Origin of the sequence: Pleionea sp. CnH1-48, from assembly GCF_024124665.1 — a bacterium.
Taxonomy (GTDB): Bacteria; Pseudomonadota; Gammaproteobacteria; order Enterobacterales; family Kangiellaceae; genus JAMXSB01.
Genome location: NZ_JAMXSB010000012.1, coordinates 1 through 15,484 on the forward strand (window position 1 = coordinate 1; position 15,484 = coordinate 15,484).

Annotated in this window: 17 protein-coding genes and 1 riboswitch; of the genes, 13 read left to right on the forward strand and 4 right to left on the reverse strand. The window is 41.6% G+C overall.

Translation table 11 applies throughout. The features are described from left to right. Nucleotides 1-365: 365 nt before the first annotated feature. Nucleotides 366-608, reverse strand: coding sequence for a hypothetical protein (locus NH399_RS18065; protein WP_253042586.1), 243 nt, complete (start codon nucleotides 606-608; stop codon nucleotides 366-368). A 160-nt stretch (nucleotides 609-768) separates the two neighbouring features. On the opposite strand from NH399_RS18065, the gene NH399_RS18070 reads away from it, so the two are divergent. Continuing rightward, on the forward strand, nucleotides 769-1,329 hold the full coding sequence (locus NH399_RS18070) for a hypothetical protein (RefSeq protein ID WP_253042587.1): 561 nt from the start codon (nucleotides 769-771) through the stop codon (nucleotides 1,327-1,329). Nucleotides 1,330-1,975: 646 nt separating this feature from the next. Beyond that, entirely contained in the window at nucleotides 1,976-2,395 is a 420-nt protein-coding gene (locus NH399_RS18075; protein ID WP_253042588.1) for a hypothetical protein, read from the forward strand. A 2-nt stretch (nucleotides 2,396-2,397) separates the two neighbouring features. Here the strand turns inward: NH399_RS18075 and NH399_RS18080 are convergent, their stop codons facing one another. After that, complete coding sequence (locus tag NH399_RS18080) at nucleotides 2,398-2,952, reverse strand: DNA-3-methyladenine glycosylase (RefSeq protein WP_253042589.1); 555 nt, start codon at nucleotides 2,950-2,952, stop codon at nucleotides 2,398-2,400. 192 nt (nucleotides 2,953-3,144) lie between these two features. Here NH399_RS18080 and NH399_RS18085 point away from each other — a divergent pair, with 192 nt between their 5' ends. The 5 genes from NH399_RS18085 to NH399_RS18105 all read left to right on the forward strand — a co-directional run bounded on the left by NH399_RS18085 (nucleotide 3,145) and on the right by NH399_RS18105 (nucleotide 9,595). Then, a complete protein-coding gene (locus tag NH399_RS18085) occupies nucleotides 3,145-3,825 on the forward strand; it encodes a penicillin-insensitive murein endopeptidase (protein ID WP_253042590.1) in 681 nt (226 codons plus the stop codon). A gap of 111 nt (nucleotides 3,826-3,936) precedes the next feature. Next, complete coding sequence (locus NH399_RS18090; RefSeq protein WP_253042591.1) at nucleotides 3,937-4,575, forward strand: TetR/AcrR family transcriptional regulator; 639 nt, start codon at nucleotides 3,937-3,939, stop codon at nucleotides 4,573-4,575. Continuing rightward, the gene (locus NH399_RS18095) at nucleotides 4,572-5,936 is read left to right on the forward strand and encodes an efflux RND transporter periplasmic adaptor subunit (protein ID WP_253042592.1); all 1,365 of its coding nucleotides are present in this window, start codon (nucleotides 4,572-4,574) and stop codon (nucleotides 5,934-5,936) included. Before NH399_RS18090 ends, NH399_RS18095 begins: the two co-directional genes overlap by 4 nt. Then, a complete protein-coding gene (locus tag NH399_RS18100) occupies nucleotides 5,933-9,043 on the forward strand; it encodes an efflux RND transporter permease subunit (protein WP_253042593.1) in 3,111 nt (1,036 codons plus the stop codon). The genes NH399_RS18095 and NH399_RS18100 overlap by 4 nt, the downstream gene beginning before the upstream one ends. A gap of 66 nt (nucleotides 9,044-9,109) precedes the next feature. After that, a complete protein-coding gene (locus NH399_RS18105; RefSeq protein ID WP_253042594.1) occupies nucleotides 9,110-9,595 on the forward strand; it encodes a hypothetical protein in 486 nt (161 codons plus the stop codon). Between the two features lie 3 nt (nucleotides 9,596-9,598). Here the strand turns inward: NH399_RS18105 and NH399_RS25605 are convergent, their stop codons facing one another. Next, nucleotides 9,599-9,856, reverse strand: coding sequence for a response regulator transcription factor (locus NH399_RS25605; RefSeq protein WP_371876096.1), 258 nt, complete (start codon nucleotides 9,854-9,856; stop codon nucleotides 9,599-9,601). Here NH399_RS25605 and NH399_RS18115 point away from each other — a divergent pair. The 3 genes from NH399_RS18115 to NH399_RS18125 are packed head-to-tail and all read left to right on the forward strand — an operon-like array spanning nucleotide 9,841 to nucleotide 11,117. Continuing rightward, nucleotides 9,841-10,155, forward strand: coding sequence for a hypothetical protein (locus NH399_RS18115; protein ID WP_253042596.1), 315 nt, complete (start codon nucleotides 9,841-9,843; stop codon nucleotides 10,153-10,155). The genes NH399_RS25605 and NH399_RS18115 overlap by 16 nt on opposite strands. Before the next feature lie 21 nt (nucleotides 10,156-10,176). Further along, complete coding sequence (locus NH399_RS18120) at nucleotides 10,177-10,683, forward strand: glycoside hydrolase family 108 protein (protein WP_253042597.1); 507 nt, start codon at nucleotides 10,177-10,179, stop codon at nucleotides 10,681-10,683. A 2-nt stretch (nucleotides 10,684-10,685) separates the two neighbouring features. Beyond that, nucleotides 10,686-11,117: a holin family protein gene (locus NH399_RS18125; RefSeq protein WP_253042598.1), complete on the forward strand. Its 432-nt coding sequence runs from the start codon at nucleotides 10,686-10,688 to the stop codon at nucleotides 11,115-11,117. A 5-nt stretch (nucleotides 11,118-11,122) separates the two neighbouring features. Here NH399_RS18125 and NH399_RS18130 read toward each other — a convergent pair whose 3' ends face one another. Beyond that, nucleotides 11,123-12,574 carry a PLP-dependent aminotransferase family protein gene (locus tag NH399_RS18130; RefSeq protein WP_253042599.1) on the reverse strand — a complete coding sequence of 484 codons (1,452 nt, stop codon included), beginning with the start codon at nucleotides 12,572-12,574 and terminating at the stop codon, nucleotides 11,123-11,125. Between the two features lie 92 nt (nucleotides 12,575-12,666). On the opposite strand from NH399_RS18130, the gene NH399_RS18135 reads away from it, so the two are divergent. The 3 genes from NH399_RS18135 to NH399_RS18145 all read left to right on the forward strand — a co-directional run bounded on the left by NH399_RS18135 (nucleotide 12,667) and on the right by NH399_RS18145 (nucleotide 15,480). After that, a complete protein-coding gene (locus tag NH399_RS18135; RefSeq protein ID WP_253042600.1) occupies nucleotides 12,667-13,290 on the forward strand; it encodes a GNAT family N-acetyltransferase in 624 nt (207 codons plus the stop codon). Continuing rightward, nucleotides 13,287-13,874 (forward strand): FMN-binding negative transcriptional regulator, encoded by a 588-nt coding sequence (locus tag NH399_RS18140; protein WP_253042601.1) that lies wholly within the window; start codon nucleotides 13,287-13,289, stop codon nucleotides 13,872-13,874. Before NH399_RS18135 ends, NH399_RS18140 begins: the two co-directional genes overlap by 4 nt. A 142-nt stretch (nucleotides 13,875-14,016) precedes the next feature. Then, a riboswitch (cyclic di-GMP riboswitch) is annotated at nucleotides 14,017-14,104 on the forward strand. Between the two features lie 116 nt (nucleotides 14,105-14,220). Further along, entirely contained in the window at nucleotides 14,221-15,480 is a 1,260-nt protein-coding gene (locus NH399_RS18145) for an HD-GYP domain-containing protein (protein ID WP_253042602.1), read from the forward strand. The last annotated feature ends 4 nt before the right edge of the window (nucleotides 15,481-15,484 follow it).

A 15,484-nucleotide genomic window follows, 5' to 3' on the forward strand; every position in this document is an offset into this window, starting at 1 on the left:
TTAGATTGACCAAACGCAGAAGGCAGACTTAAAACCGATAACGAACTAATTAATGATAAAGCTAATATATTTTTCCTATTAAAAAACTTCATTTCTTAATTTTCTCCTGAAGTTCCATTTAAAAAAACAACAAGAAGTAGTAAGAATTAGCAACCTTGCTCATGTCTTTGACTTCCTGTTGTCATGCCAATCGCAATAAAACATCCGGTCTTATTGCTGGGCCGAAATGCTACAGAACGGATAGAGTTTAAAAAAGGAAAATATGTAAATATTTTATTAAAAATCCACATAGGAGATATATCTGCGAGCAGCTACCGATAATTGAGATATATCACTTAGTAGTACCTATCTTATTGATAATTTTGCTACTTTTTAAAGCGCTTTTGTAACGTGCTATCAATTATCCCACGAAGCAGCGAACGGAAGCCTAGCGTATCAACAAACAAACCCGCCATTAAATACCAGTACCATTCAGGGGTTTCTTTTAATGCTTCAAATCCTTGCTTAACATAAATTTGCATGTCTGGAATAAACGATAAAATAATTGGAACCGTTCCAATCACTAATAGATAATCGTCCTTCCAGCCTCGTGTTTTCAATGCGACCAAATCAAGATTTCTTCTCTTTTCAGTTATTTCTTCTTTACTTTTTCTAAATCTTACGAACCTCTAATATCTCCAAGAGGCTTCATATAAGTAAAGTTTCTACTTGCTCTCCGATGACAAAGTATGATTTTCTATTCAAACCATTCTACGAAGGGAAAATATTATGTTTAAACTTCCGTTTCTAATATATCAACATATTACTCGCACAAAGATAGATAACATTAACCAACTAATATCAATGATGAAAGATGAACTTATTCCTTTGGATCAAGAAGAAATAGTTAAAGAAGCTCTCGCAGTTCATAGCTTTCATTCAGTTACAAAAATGATTGTGAGTAGTAAACTTAGGAAAGCATTAATTATTTTTTATGAATCGAAAGAATGTGAATTAGGTTGGCATAGAATTCGTTGGATGAAGCGCTACTTATCTACAGATGACGGAGTAAACCTTAAGATAAAAATCACCCTGCTAGATAGACTTGAGCTTTTCATGAACTGCGTATTAATACCAGTTATCTTGCTCGTTCTATCCTTATACATAGGAGACAATATACCGAACATGTCTAACATTTGGATGCAAATAGGTAGTATATTTTTGAGTGCAGTGTTAATTGCTCTTCCTATCGTATTTACTATACCTGCCGTAGCGCTAGCTGATGCTGTAAAATTGAAACGTCAACTTGAGGATAGAGCAGCATCCAATGACATTGAGTTTGCGAAATAGACAATCTTATTCATATCATACTCAACACTTACGCCTGCCTTGTCTCTCTCGGTGGGCCTCTGAGGCTCTTCGCGCAGCCTTCGCGATATGCCTAAATCATTGTTAGCCATACAACGTATAACATCGCTACAAGTAACATCTAATGACTCGCCTTTAGAATTGCTAATGGTAAAATCGAAATAGCAGAGAAACCACCAGAACTGGTTATAGGTTCCTCTTTATTCTCTCTTATCAGTAACCACTAATTGTATTTTGTTCTGAGTCATTGTTGGTCGTATGCTCAAGCTTGTGCTTTGAAAACATCTTTAAGGCAATATTGATAAGAGAATTTTTGCAAATCAAACTAATAGAACTTATTGATAACGGAAGACGAAGTTTGTAGAATCGCAAGGAAGTGTTAAGGATCTCGTGGCTATACGAGCTCTATAAGAGGTCTAGAGCGCTTATATGATGTTAGTGATTACTTTCTTTAAAAGTGACTATATATCTAACCAGAGAGATTGAGGGATTTATAAAATTCTATTAGTACAGAGCAACTCGCTTCGCACTCTCCCAACATCTGCCTATTCGACTTCATCTCGTTAATCTTGAGTTCAGTTAACACTGCCTAAACTATTTCCATGGATAATTTTCGAGTATAAGAACAATGAAGTCTTACCTATTACTCATCACCACACTTGTTTTTTCTTTTCATACTTTCGCCAGCAATAACCACAAGCCTAAAAATACTTTGTCTGTCGACTCTGTAACGATTCCTCATAGCAACCTTCGCTTCGAAAATGACGGCAATATCTACCCCAAACAAGGTGACTTTACCATTGCCTCCTATGTACTCATGAGCAGCGAGTCGGGTGAACGATGGGCAACGATCACATTTAAAAATGAATCCAGTGGACAACGCTTTTTATCTAAAGATCACGTTATGGCAATCTTTGCCGATGGTGCTCGACGCACTCCCAAAAGCTTGAGACAAAGACTTGATGGTCATGAAAATCTAACTGTGACTTTGTTTTTCGGCAAACATAAGTTTCCTATACTAAGTATATTTACTGATCACAGTTACTAGTTCTAAGACTCGGCAACACGCCATAAATACCAGCTAGCTATTGACCGATAAGGCCGCCATTTCTCTCCTAGTTGTTCAAAGGTATCCTTATCGGGCAGCTCCGGTAATTGATGCAAAATCTTAATGCCTTTTTTAAGCCCGAGATCACCATAACTCCATATATCACGATACCCGAGTGCAAATATGGCCAGCATTTCTACCGTCCAAATACCAACGCCTTTAAGCTGCGTTAACTGTTCCGCAAGTTCCTCATAAGGCAACGAATGAAGTGTTTTAAAATGAATACTTTTATCCGCTGCTGCCTTTGCAATACCCAGACAATAGTCAGCTTTAGCATTAGATAAACCACACTGCCGTAGGTCTTCTTTTTTAAGAGAAAGGATCGCTTTAGGGGTAAAACAGTCAACTCCCAAGCGTTGATAAATACGTGAGTTAATTGTTGCTGCTGCTTTTGTCGATAATTGCTGAGAAGCAATGGACGATATAAGACGATCAAAAGGATCGTAGAGCCAAGGCTGAATCTGACTGCGTCCATGCTTTTTGATCAGCGAACGCATTCTTGAATCATGTTCAGAGAGAAACTTTTCTCCTGCTAATACATGCCTTCGGCAGGTTATTCGTTGCGAACCTCTTTTGCTAGTCAATATTCATCTCGTAAGCGAAGTCATTCAGATCTTGAGTATGACTCTATCTTTTAAGAAAGCAACAATATCGTTAAAATGAACAGACCTCAAACAAAAGAGCATGTCATGAAATATTTTCTATTACTTTCCATTTTTTTCTGTTTTCAAGCATGGTCAAAAGAAAGCACTTGCTATGGAAGTACCAAAAAAGGAAAGCTAGACAATGGTGTTCAATTGCCGGTTAGTGGTAAAAACTTTGTCAGTTACAGCAGCCTGGCTCATACATTAGGAAGAACCTACGTACACTCCAAAGTCCATAAAGTATTTATCGAAAGTTACAAAGCGCTGGAGCAGTCCTATTCTGATAAAATATTTAAGTATGCAGAAACTGGCTTCGAAAATGGAGGCCGCTTTAAACCTCATAAAACCCACCAAAACGGTTTATCTATCGACTTTATGACGCCAATGATTGATCAGCATGGAAAGTCACAACATCTTCCAACCCATATAGGCAACAAATGGGGCTACAATATTGAGCTGGACCAAAATGGTCGCTATGAAAATTTAACAATAGATTATGAAGCCTTAGCGGCTCATCTGGCAGAGCTTGATCGACAATCTAAAAAGCATGGTATAAAGATTTGGCGAGTTATCTTTGCTCCTAAATTGCAACCGGATTTATTTAACACTCAGCAATCCGACTACTTAAAAAAACATCTGACGTTTTCTAAAAAACCATCCTGGGTACGTCATGATGAACACTACCATGTCGATTTTTCTATCCCCTGTAAACCTTTGAAGCAATAAACCGTTGCTCTGAGTCGCTCACTCTTCTATTGAGCTTTTTTTCGCCAATACTATTGCTTTTTCTATGTGATTACTATTTAATTACTCAATTGATTAATTAAATAGAGCTAAATGATGACTCCTCCAAGAGGTAGACCCGCCGATCCCACCAAGCAGGCTCATCAAAAACAAAAGCTGATAGCCGCAGCCATTGAGCTACTGAGTGAAAAAAGCTACCGCAGTGTCACCATCAGAGAAATAGCAGAGCGGGCTGATGTTAACTCAGCAATGATCCGCTACTACTTTGAAAATAAAGAGAATTTATTTCTCGCCATGTTCGAAGAACTCTCTGTGGAGCACTTTAATCTGGTCGAGAATGCCGTCGCCCTGGAGAATCCTGTACGAGAATTTATCTATAGCACTCTTAATATGATTGGCAAAAATACGGGCATGATGCGCCTAATTCACGATGAGATATTGCGTGAAGACTCTCCATTAAAAGTCGCTTTTATTGAACGATTTCCCAAAAAGATGGCCCAACGCTTACCACGCTTAATTCAAGCCCAGATAGACAAAGGACTCATGCGCTCAGACCTAAATCCCAAGTTTGCAGCCTTGTCATTAATGAGCATGATTATCTTCCCGTTTACTGTACCTGATGTACGCGAACAAGCCTGGCAGATGTCACAAGATGACATTACGTCTCCTGCGTGGGCCGAACACCTTTATCAACTCTTTGTCTCCGGATGTACCAAGGAACCACAAACATGAAAGACCTGTTAAAACGACGATTTGCCCTACCTGTAATTGCTGGTCTGGGTGTTTTTTTGATGATTCTGTTGGTTAAACTACAGCCGGAGAAAGTCCATACCCCTCCAGATCAAAAAGCCAAGCCGGTTAAAACCATCACGCTTACTAAACAGTCACTGCGCCCAACCATTATCGGATATGGCAGCGTTACGCCCGACTACAAACTGGCGGCCAAAGCAGAAGTCACTGGCCGAATTACTTTCGTCCACCCAGAACTAAAAAAGGGAGCCATTCTAAAAGCTGGAACCCTGGTCATGAAAATTGACGACAAAGATTATCAACTCGCTTTAAAACAGGCCCAGGCCGATCTATTGGCCAACCAGGCTAATTTAAAAGAGATGGAGTTGAATGTTGAAAACACTCAGCTCGAACTAGAGTTAGCAAAAGAAAAATTGAAAGTAAGAGAAAAAGAACTTAAGCGCCTGGAAAAACTAAGCAAGTCAGGATCTGTCTCTCGCTCCAATCTTAACAACGAGAAACAAAACTACTTGCAACAAAAGCAGGAAGTTCAACAACTAGAAAATAAACTAGCTACTCAACCGTCGAATATCGAAGTACTCAAGGCCCAGATTGCTATTTCAGAAGCCAAGGTCACTCAAAGCCAAAGAGATCTTGAACGGACACAAGTTTATTTGCCTTTTAATGGCAGAATAAGTCAAGTGTATACAGAGCAAGAACAGTACATAACCACTGGCGCACAAATGTTTGATGCCATCAGTCTGCAAAAGGTGGTTATCAACGCGCAGTTTCCATTTGAACAATTTCGCCATATTGCCGATAAGTTTGACAAAGAAAAATTGGCTAACGTTGATTTGACCAACATTCCCAATATGAGTGAGCTGCTAGCCTCACTGGGGATGTCGGCAGAAGTGAAGATTGCAGGCTCAACCTATCAAGGATGGCAGGCTCGTGTAGAGAGAATTTCAGACAATCTGGATCCTAACAGCCGCACCATTGGTGTAATTGTAAGTGTTGAAGACAGTTATCAAAAAAATCGTCCGGGTGAGCGCCCTCCTCTACTTGAGGGTATGTATATGCAAGTGACACTAAAAGGTGCACAAGGAGAATATCTGGTCGCTCCTCGTTCGGCCCTGCACGAAAATCAGTTTTATCGAGTTAATACCGAACAAAAGCTAGAGCGAGTGAATGTATCCGACGTTTTACTACAAGGCGAACTGGCGTTAGTGCAATCTATCCTTAGCGAAAATGACAAAATCATTACTTCCGATGTCTTCCCTGCCGTAAACGGAATGCCATTGGCGACAGAAGAAGATCTCGTAGCAAAACAAGCAATGCAACAATGGGTGGAGGCCGCGCAATGATTCGCTTTTTTGCCTCGCATCCAACGGCAGCTAATTTGGTCATGATATTATTGATGATCGTTGGCATTGTCACTTTACCTAGCCTTAAACGCGAGACGTTTCCTGAAATAAAAGCTTTTAAAGCTGAAATAAGAGTAGTTTATCCAGGCGCAACACCTCTCGACGTTGAGCAAGATATTTGTTTACCTTTAGAAGACGCCTTGGATGGCATCAGTTTTATTGAAGAAAAAGTCTGTGAAGCGCGTCAAAGTCTGGGTGTTATGACGGTTAAAATGCTGGAGAAAGGAAACTTCTCGCAATTTCTCGACGATGTTAAATCCGCTGTTGATGGTATTAATGACTTTCCATCTCAAGCAGAGCCAGCCGTAGTGAATGAGTTGGGACGCACACAGAATGTTATTTCGATTGCATTAACGGCAGATATTCCACGAGTAGAATTGAAAAGTTTAGCCGAAGAAATGAAGCAAACAATGCTAAAAGATCCATTGATTCCCCTGGTGGAAGTTACCGGTTTCTCCGAGCGACAGTTACTCATTCAGGTACCAAACTACAACCTACGTCGCTATAACTTAAGCTTGCAACAATTGGCAGGCTTAATCAGCAAGCAGGATCTAAATCTGCCTTTAGGTTCTATCGAAACCGATTCTGTCGATGTACAGCTGCGCTTTAATGATGAACGAAAAAATGCCAGAGAACTCTCTAATCTGGTTATTATGAAAGGCAGTCAAGGTAACGAAGTGCGGTTGGGTGATATAGCCACCATCATTGATACTTTCGAGTTAGCAGAAGACAAAGTTGAATTTAACGGCAGACCCGCTGCCATTATCAAAATTAAGAAAAACTCAATTAACGACAGTCTCCAAGTCTTGGAAGCCGTAGAAAAAGTCATCGAAAAAAAACAAGCCAAGTTACCCGAAGGTGTATATCTGGAATTAACACAGGATGCCACCAGTATTGTTAAAGATCGTATTCAGCTACTGGTGACCAATGCCTGGCAGGGTTTACTGCTTGTATTTGCTGTGATGTGGCTATTTTTCAATATCCGTTATGCTTTCTGGGTTGTTATGGGGTTACCAGTATCCTTTCTTGCAAGCTTTTTTGTCATGTCGCTGTTAGGTATTACAATCAACATGATTTCGATGGTCGCTTTATTACTTGCACTAGGCATTTTAATGGATGATGCCATAGTTATTGCAGAGTCCATCGCCGCACAACTCAAGAAAGGGAAAAATGCTCTTCAGGCTGCTGTAGAAGGAACCAGTATGGTATTGCGCGGTGTTGTTTCATCGTTCTTGACTACCCTATGTATTTTTATCGGCCTGGTCTTTATTGAGGGTGATCTCGGGCAGATATTAAAGGTTATCCCGATTGTGTTAATTTCTGTTATATCAGTATCACTCATCGAAGCTTTCTTGATTTTACCGAGTCATCTTTATCATTCACTGGAACATGCTAAAGATAAAACACCTCATCCTTTCCGGGTACGCTTCGAAGAAAAGTTCGAACAAGCAAGACAACGAGTATTTAGTTGGGTAGAGAATCTCATCAATTTTCGATACGCGTTTATCGGTTCTGTTGTCGCCTTCTTCTTCCTTTCGATCAGCCTTATGGCATCAGGAGTTGTTAAGTTTTCGGCTTTTCCTTCAATCGAAGGCGACTTAATTCAGGCTCGAGTGCTCATGCCAGCAGGCACACCACTGCACAAAACAGAAGCAGTGATTGAGCAGATACTTAAAGGACTGGATCAAACAAAACACAAATACAGTCAGCAAGAAAAAGAACAACTGATTAAGGCTGTAACCGTTAGTTATAATCAAAATAGTGATGCTCAAGAATCCGGCCCTCACCTAGCAACGGTCAACATAGACATGCTGACTGCCGAGCGCCGTAACACTCGTATTCAAGATTTTATCAATGACTGGCGAGCCAATACTGGTGTCATCGCTTCGGCTCAAAGCATTACTTTTAAAGAACCAACTATTGGTCCTAGCGGCCGGGCTATTGAGGTTCGTCTGTACGGCAAAGATCTTGATCAACTGTCTGCAGCTTCGTACGACTTGCAGCGTTGGCTATCAGGATATCCAGGTGTGAGCAATGTGAATGATGATCTACGCCCAGGCAAACCAGAGCTGACCTTAACGCTCAAACAGGGCGCGTACAACCTGGGCATTGATGCAGACACTATCGCTAATCAGGTACGAGCGGCCTTCCAGGGACTTAAAGTTGTAGAAACCAGTGTTGATCTTGAAACCTATGAAGTCACCGTTATGTTAGATCCTGAGTCTCGAGACAGTTTTGAGGACTTTGATACGTTTCCAATCATTGCTTCCAACGGCACCGTCATACCCTTAGCAACAGTCGCCAATATCGAACCCACTCGTGGATTTTCACGCATTAGCCGAGTCGATAACCAACGCAGCGTCAGCGTTTTTGGTGACATCGATTCAGCAGAAAATAACACCAACGAAGTTCTTGCCGATGTTAAAAAGCGTTGGATACCAACAATGGCAGAAAAGTACCCCTCTGTTGATTATAGTTTTGAAGGCGAAATTAAAAATGCCGGAGTCACACAACAATCTATGATGCGTGCGTTTTTGCTAGGAATTATCGGTGTATTTATTTTGCTTTCTTTTCAATTTAAAAGTTATATCGAACCAGTTATTGTGCTAGCAGCGATTCCTCTGGCACTGGTCGGAGTTATCTGGGGCCATTTGTTTATGGGACTGGATATCACCATGCCATCTATGTTGGGATTTGTATCTCTTGCGGGCATAGTTGTGAATGATTCCATCTTACTGGTAGAGTTCGTAAAACGACGGGTATCAGAGGGACTCAGCGTTCACGACGCCGCGGCCAAAGCCAGTTACGATCGATTCCGAGCAGTCTTTTTAACATCCGTTACAACCATAGCAGGTATGACACCGTTGTTGTTTGAAACGAGTTTACAAGCTCAGGTATTAATTCCATTGGCGACTAGTATTGTGTTTGGTATAACCACCTCTACTCTACTGGTACTTTTTGTTATTCCATGTCTCTATAGTATTTTAGAAGACTTTGGTGTTGCACGCACCGATACCTTGTCAGAAGCGCAAACTCAACCAGCATGATGATCTCAACCAGTGGCCTGCTTCTTAGACAGGCCACTCATTCTACCAGCCCAAATTAAATCGAATATGAAAATTGCCTTTGATCTCGATGATACTTTAATTCCAACCACTCGAAGTTTTTCTTGCGGAACGACTGTTCACAATGGCCTGCCCCGTTTGATATCAAAGGAGCCTTTAAGACGCGGCGCTATTCCATTGCTAAAATCATTATCAAAGGAACACTCTATTTGGATTTACACGACTTCTTTACGCCCACAGGCTTCGATTAAGTGGTGGTTTCGACTCATGGGTGTTTCACTCGAAGGCGTCATCAACCACCAGCGCCATGCCCATGATATTGCACACTACCCTAACATTCGCTATTCAAAGTACCCTGATATGTATGGTATTGATGTATTGATTGACGATTCAGAAGGTGTCGCCATGGAGCTTGCATCTCAACAATGTCACTTCATCTTAGTGAAACCAGAGGAGCTCAGTTGGGTAGATAATATTCGGAAAGCACTAGGCTTCTTGTCGAATAAAGCCCCAACAAAAAACTACGCTCGATAAACATCATAAAATACCGCACCGAGTCGCAATTTGAACCGCTTCCGTACGATTAGAGGCTTCTAGTTTCTTCAAAATAGAGCTCACCAGTTCTTTTACTCTATCTTTAGATACTGACATAAGTTCCGAAACCTCCGGATTCGTCATGCCTTTAGCCATATACCAAAGACACTCTTCTTCTCGTGTTGTTAAATTCGGCGTATCGAATAAAAAGTTTAGGCAAAACCTGGGAAACAAAGTTATCCAGTATGAACATACATTCACTGGAACAACTTATTGAGGCAGAAAATACATCGACCCATAACTTGAATGCGCGAGAAGCCACTTTCTTTGAGGACTTCATAAGTAAATCCAAAGCCCTGTGCTTTCCTGCAATTCATATAAGCAATAAGTTACTTACTAACAGAAAAGTACAAGACTTACTGGATGACAATAGCTTCTTTGATAGCTCTGATTTAAGCCCAACTAAAGCACTTCAGCTAAAAAACTATCTATTAGTCGTCACGATGTGCATCGATAAATCGTTTCTAGAAAAGACAAGCAGCGACAATTTCTTTAAATAGCATAACTACAGGACTTCAAATATGGCAGAGTTTCAGGCTTGCTACGAAAAGACCCTTCTCAACGAAGGAGGCTATCAACTTCATCATGTTGCACATGATAAAGGAGGCTTAACTTATGCAGGTATCAGTCAAAGATATCATCCTAGTTGGGAGGGATGGAAACTTATAGGTTCGAAAGCAAATGCAGAACAACTTACACCGCTGGTAAAACAGTTTTATCGAGATAACTTTTGGCAAAGTATTAAAGGTGACGACATACATTCGCAGAAAGTAGCGGAAACACTTTATGACTTTGCTGTCAACGCTGGTGTAAGAACGGCGATAAAGCTTATGCAAATAGTCGTCGGCGCTACACCCGATGGCATCGTTGGCCCTAAAACAATCGCAGCGATTAATCATATTGAACCAGACATGTTTCTTTCTAACTATGCACTAGCAAAAGTACATCGCTATGTCGAAATATGTAATAGAGATAAGACTCAGTCAAAGTTTTTGCTGGGATGGTTAAATAGAACCCTCGGAGTATAATCATGAACATACCGGGCATAAGCACCATTGTCGATGGCGTTTCTAAACTAGCCGATGACCTTTTTACCTCTGATGAAGAACGTCTTAAAATTGAGCTTCAGACAAAGCAGATAGAAACAGGGTTGCTCCAAAGTCAGCATGAAATCAATAAAGCAGAAGCTCAACACTCCAGTGTATTTGTCGCAGGATGGCGTCCTTTTATTGGTTGGGTTGGAGGAGCAGCTCTTGCGTATCAGTTCTTGCTGTATCCCCTACTTATCTGGCTTTGGTATTTCATGCAAGCTCAAGGTTGGATATCACAATCCCTTGCTCCTCCTCCGCCTTTAGACGCAGAGATATTGTGGGTAGTTGTCTCAGGCATGTTGGGTATTGCAGGTATGCGCAGTTACGATAAGTTAAAGAAAACTCAAACCGACAAGGTCAAGTCTAACTGATCGCTTCACACGGGCTTGAGATGCTCCATAATGCATGAAAGCCCTTGCATCATCTTATCTTCGTTCACGCCAGCAAATCCCAGCCGCATATACCGATTCTGATCGCTACGACTGTCTAAATGAAAATGACGCTCATGTTGAAAAAAGACACCCTGCTTTTCTGAAAGCTCAAACACCTGGTCAATAGGGCCAGACGTCTTAACCCACAAAGCCATACCACCATCTGGTTTTTCAAATGATAAATCGATACCTTTCTGTTGATATTGAGTGAGCAATGACACCATCAAATCACGTCGTCGTTCATAAGTACGAGTTAACTTTCTTAGGTAGCGCTCAAAATCTCCACTCTTCATCCATCTTGCGACTGCATCCTGCATCGGCACGTTCGCTTTATGATTCATGACACTGCGATATTGCACAACCGAATCGTAAAGCGCAGGTGGAAGTGCCAAAAAGCCAATACGAGCCGCAGGAAACATCAGTTTAGAAAAACTGGAAAGATAAATAATTTGTTGAGCAGGATCTTTCGCTGCCATAGGTGCGATTGGCTGACAACGATAGTGGAACTCATGATCGTAATCATCTTCGATAATGGGGATATGATATCGCTGCGCAATATCTAAAATCTTGAGCCGGCGAGAAGCCGATAAAGAAACCGTGGTCGGGTATTGATGCAAAGGCGTTAAATACAAAGCGCGCAGTGTTTTTTGTTGAGCCACCTTTTCCAGATGTTCGGGAACAATACCTAAGTGATCCTGTTCAATGCCAACCAATGAAGCGCCAGCGTTTCGAAATGCGTTCCATGCTGGCGCATAACCAAGCGCTTCGACAGCAACATGATCACCAGGCTGCAAAAGCAACTGCGCCAAAATATAAAGCGCTTCTTGAGTACCATTTACAATAACAATTTTTTTATCGACAACAGAACGGCGTCGGCGCAAAAAAATATCAACCTGTTCAATAAAAGGCAGATACCCCGCATTATCACCGTAGTTTAATGATTGGATATCAGGCCGTAGCATGGCTTCATTCATATACCCCCGAAACGTCTGAAACGGAAATAGCGAAATATCTGGACATCCCCCAGCAAAATTCACCGAATAGGTTACTGCTTTTCGAAAAGGCAGACTCTGAGTTTGGCGAGGAATACGCCAAGAAAAAGCCTCGGGGGAATCTTTGGCTGCACCTGTACCTAAGCTGGATTCAACAGGCAACTCCTCCACGACTCGATAGCCAGATCTCTGCCGAGACTCAATCCACCCCTCTGCAACCAGCTCTTGATAGGCGTTCATCACCGTATGACGATTGCAACCACACTGCTCTGCCAAATGGCGAGACGATGGCAAAGCATCACCCGCCTGTAGCTGACCTTCCTGAATAGCTCCTCTAACCGCCTTGGCGATCGCAAGATACAAAGGCATGTCGTCCGTATTGTAGTTTAAATTTAGCCACTTCATCTGGTCTATCAAATAACTCAATTCTGGTTATTTATAAACAACCAGAATAATTCAATATGACTCCTATGAGAAGCCAATCACGAGAAACCCTAATGCAGCAGCCCCCACTAACAAGTTCATCCTTTGACCCAGCCCCCATCACTTTGGAAACCAGCAAAGTTCGCCTGGAACCTATGGCCATGGAGCACCTGGAAGGATTTTATCGAGCTGGAAATTATTCAGAAATATGGCAATGGCTGCCTAAAAACCTCTGCGAAAATCTCCAGACAGCCAAAGCGTGGATACAAGAATCCTTAGAAAATGAGCAAAAAGGCGAAGATGTTCCTTTTGTTTTATTCAACCAAGAAAGTGGACAGATCATTGGCAGCAGCCGATACCTCAATATTGACCGAGCCAATCGTGTGCTAGAAATTGGCCATACTTTTATTACACCTGAATTCCAGCGCAGTTTCGTCAATACCCATGCGAAATTCTTACTATTGGGTCATGCATTTGAACAACTTGGTGCCCAACGGGTTGAGTTTCGAACTCACGAAAAAAATGAACGTTCCCGCAACGCCATTGCGCGACTGGGTGCCCAATTTGAAGGCATTCTACGTCAAAACAGAATCTTGCCCGATGGCAGCATCCGCAGCACCGCTCTGTTTAGTATCGTCACTACCGAATGGCCACAAGTCAAAACGCGATTACAAACCAAAATGGAGTCATACTCATGACCCACAAGCAGTCAGACAAAGTCACCAAACAACAGGCCTGGCAATTGGTTCGCGATTATCCATTTGCTCAATTGCACTTTCTGACCTCACCAAGCTCGTTAGATAACATCATCCATCTGCCAGTTTATCTGGATGCCAACAGCGATACGCTCTATTGCCACCTGGCAAATGCCAGTAATCCGCTTGACGACTGGCCTGAAGGAACACCAGTCTCCGTCGTTTTTAGCGGTCCTCATGCTTACATTTCACCAACCTGGGCAGAAGAACAAAAGGAACCCACCTGGAACTATGCCTGGGTTCATATACAAACCAGAGCAGAATACCTATCGGACACAGCACTAAAACACGAGCTAATGGAAAAAATGGTTCGTCAATTTGAGCCTGAGTGGCGCCAGGAAAGCTTACCGCCACAGAGATTGCAAGCCATGCTAAAAGCCATCACTTTCATCAAGTTACCGATTCTAAATTGGCAAGCGAGATTTAAACTTAGCCAAAATAAAACAGCCAAAACACGACAAATCCTTGAAAAGGCATTAAAAAACAAAGGGTATCAAACGCTATCAAGCTTAATGGGAACCAATTGACTTAAAAAAAGTAAGTTATTACCTAAGTAATAAATTACTTACTTTTCAATTTGTTACAGTTTCATGATCGTGTAGAAATAAGGGAATATTGATCAATTCGACTTATAGACAAGAGTTTCGCCGAAACTTATAATCAAGATTGGTTACCAAAGGGTAAATTGAAGTGAAAGCTTCAAGACACAAAACTACCGGTCTAAGGGTATGTGCCTATTGATAGCGGAGTTGCTGGACCACGTCATTGAGCAGCCTCCTAGTCACTCTAGATTCCCAAAAACCGGTTTTTGGCCCTACCAAAATTAGCCAATTGTGACTTAAAGCGAAAACAACACTAACAAAGTGAGTCTGTATGGCATTTTTTCTTGAAACAAGAAAAGTCGATGTAAATGATCTGCAAAAAGGTATGTACGTATCCCGCCTGGATATCCCCTGGGTAGATACCGACTATCCGGTGCAAGGTTTTTTCATAAAAAATAACCTCGACATTCAGAAGCTGTGCAGCTATTGCTCTCACGTTTTTATCGATCTAAAGAAGACTTATGAGTATTCGTTTTCGTCCTATCAAACACAATTAGGTAGCCAAAGCGAAATCAAAGTCAATCCTCGTTGGCTCAAGCAGTACTGCAACGAAACTTACACCGAGAGCAAATCGCTTAAACAAGAAGTTCAAAGCGCATCTCCTCTTATTTTACGCGCCTCTGCTTTGTTGCAGAAAATGCAGCCGCAACTTGATCAGCTGGGTTCTGCTACGCTGCAAGAACTGCATCGCTTGTCTGATGATATTATTGCCTCTGCGATCCGCAACCCTGACGCATTACTTTGGCTATGTAAGGCTCGTAATAAAAAGAAAAGTATTTTTGATCATTGCGTGCATTCAGCCATTTGGGCCATTTTATTAGGCCGCCACCTGGGTGTTAACAAAGAAATGCTGGTGCTTCTATGCGAAGCTCTATTGTTAACTTGTGTAGGCAAAATCGCATTACCCAAGCCGGTATGGACTCAATTAAATCCCATTAAGCCCAGCAAAGAGTTTCAGCAATATCTTCCAGAAACGCTCACCAAACTCTTCCGTTCTCCAAACTTAAACCCCAGAGTATCAACCATCATTCGTAATATGGGTGAAAGAGCCGACGGCAGCGGTGTACCAGAGCAAAAGACGGGAGATAAAATTCCTTTTCTGGCACAAATTGCATCCATTGCAGAAACCTTTGAGTTGATTATTAACCCCATAGAGCAAGTAGGCAACTACACAACCGCTGAGGCGTTAGCTGTCTTGTATGGCAACAAAGGCAACCTGTTTGACCAGGGTCTTGTAGAATCTTTTATTCAGGCGGTGGGCATCTATCCAACTGGCACCAAAGTGAGCTTGTCTGACAACTCACAAGGCATCATCATCGAACAAACCAAAGACAAACGCATTAGAGCCTTAATTGCGAAAGTAAGAGCAGCCGATGGATCTGAGCTCAAAAAACCAGAACTGGTTGACTTAGCTAAGAAAAAGTTTAAAGATTTAAATATTAAGCAAGAAATTGCCAATATTGACTTAAGTCTTTCTATGTCAGAAAAAGTCGACGAACTACTGACAAAAAAGCGACTGTTCTTATTTTAAATAT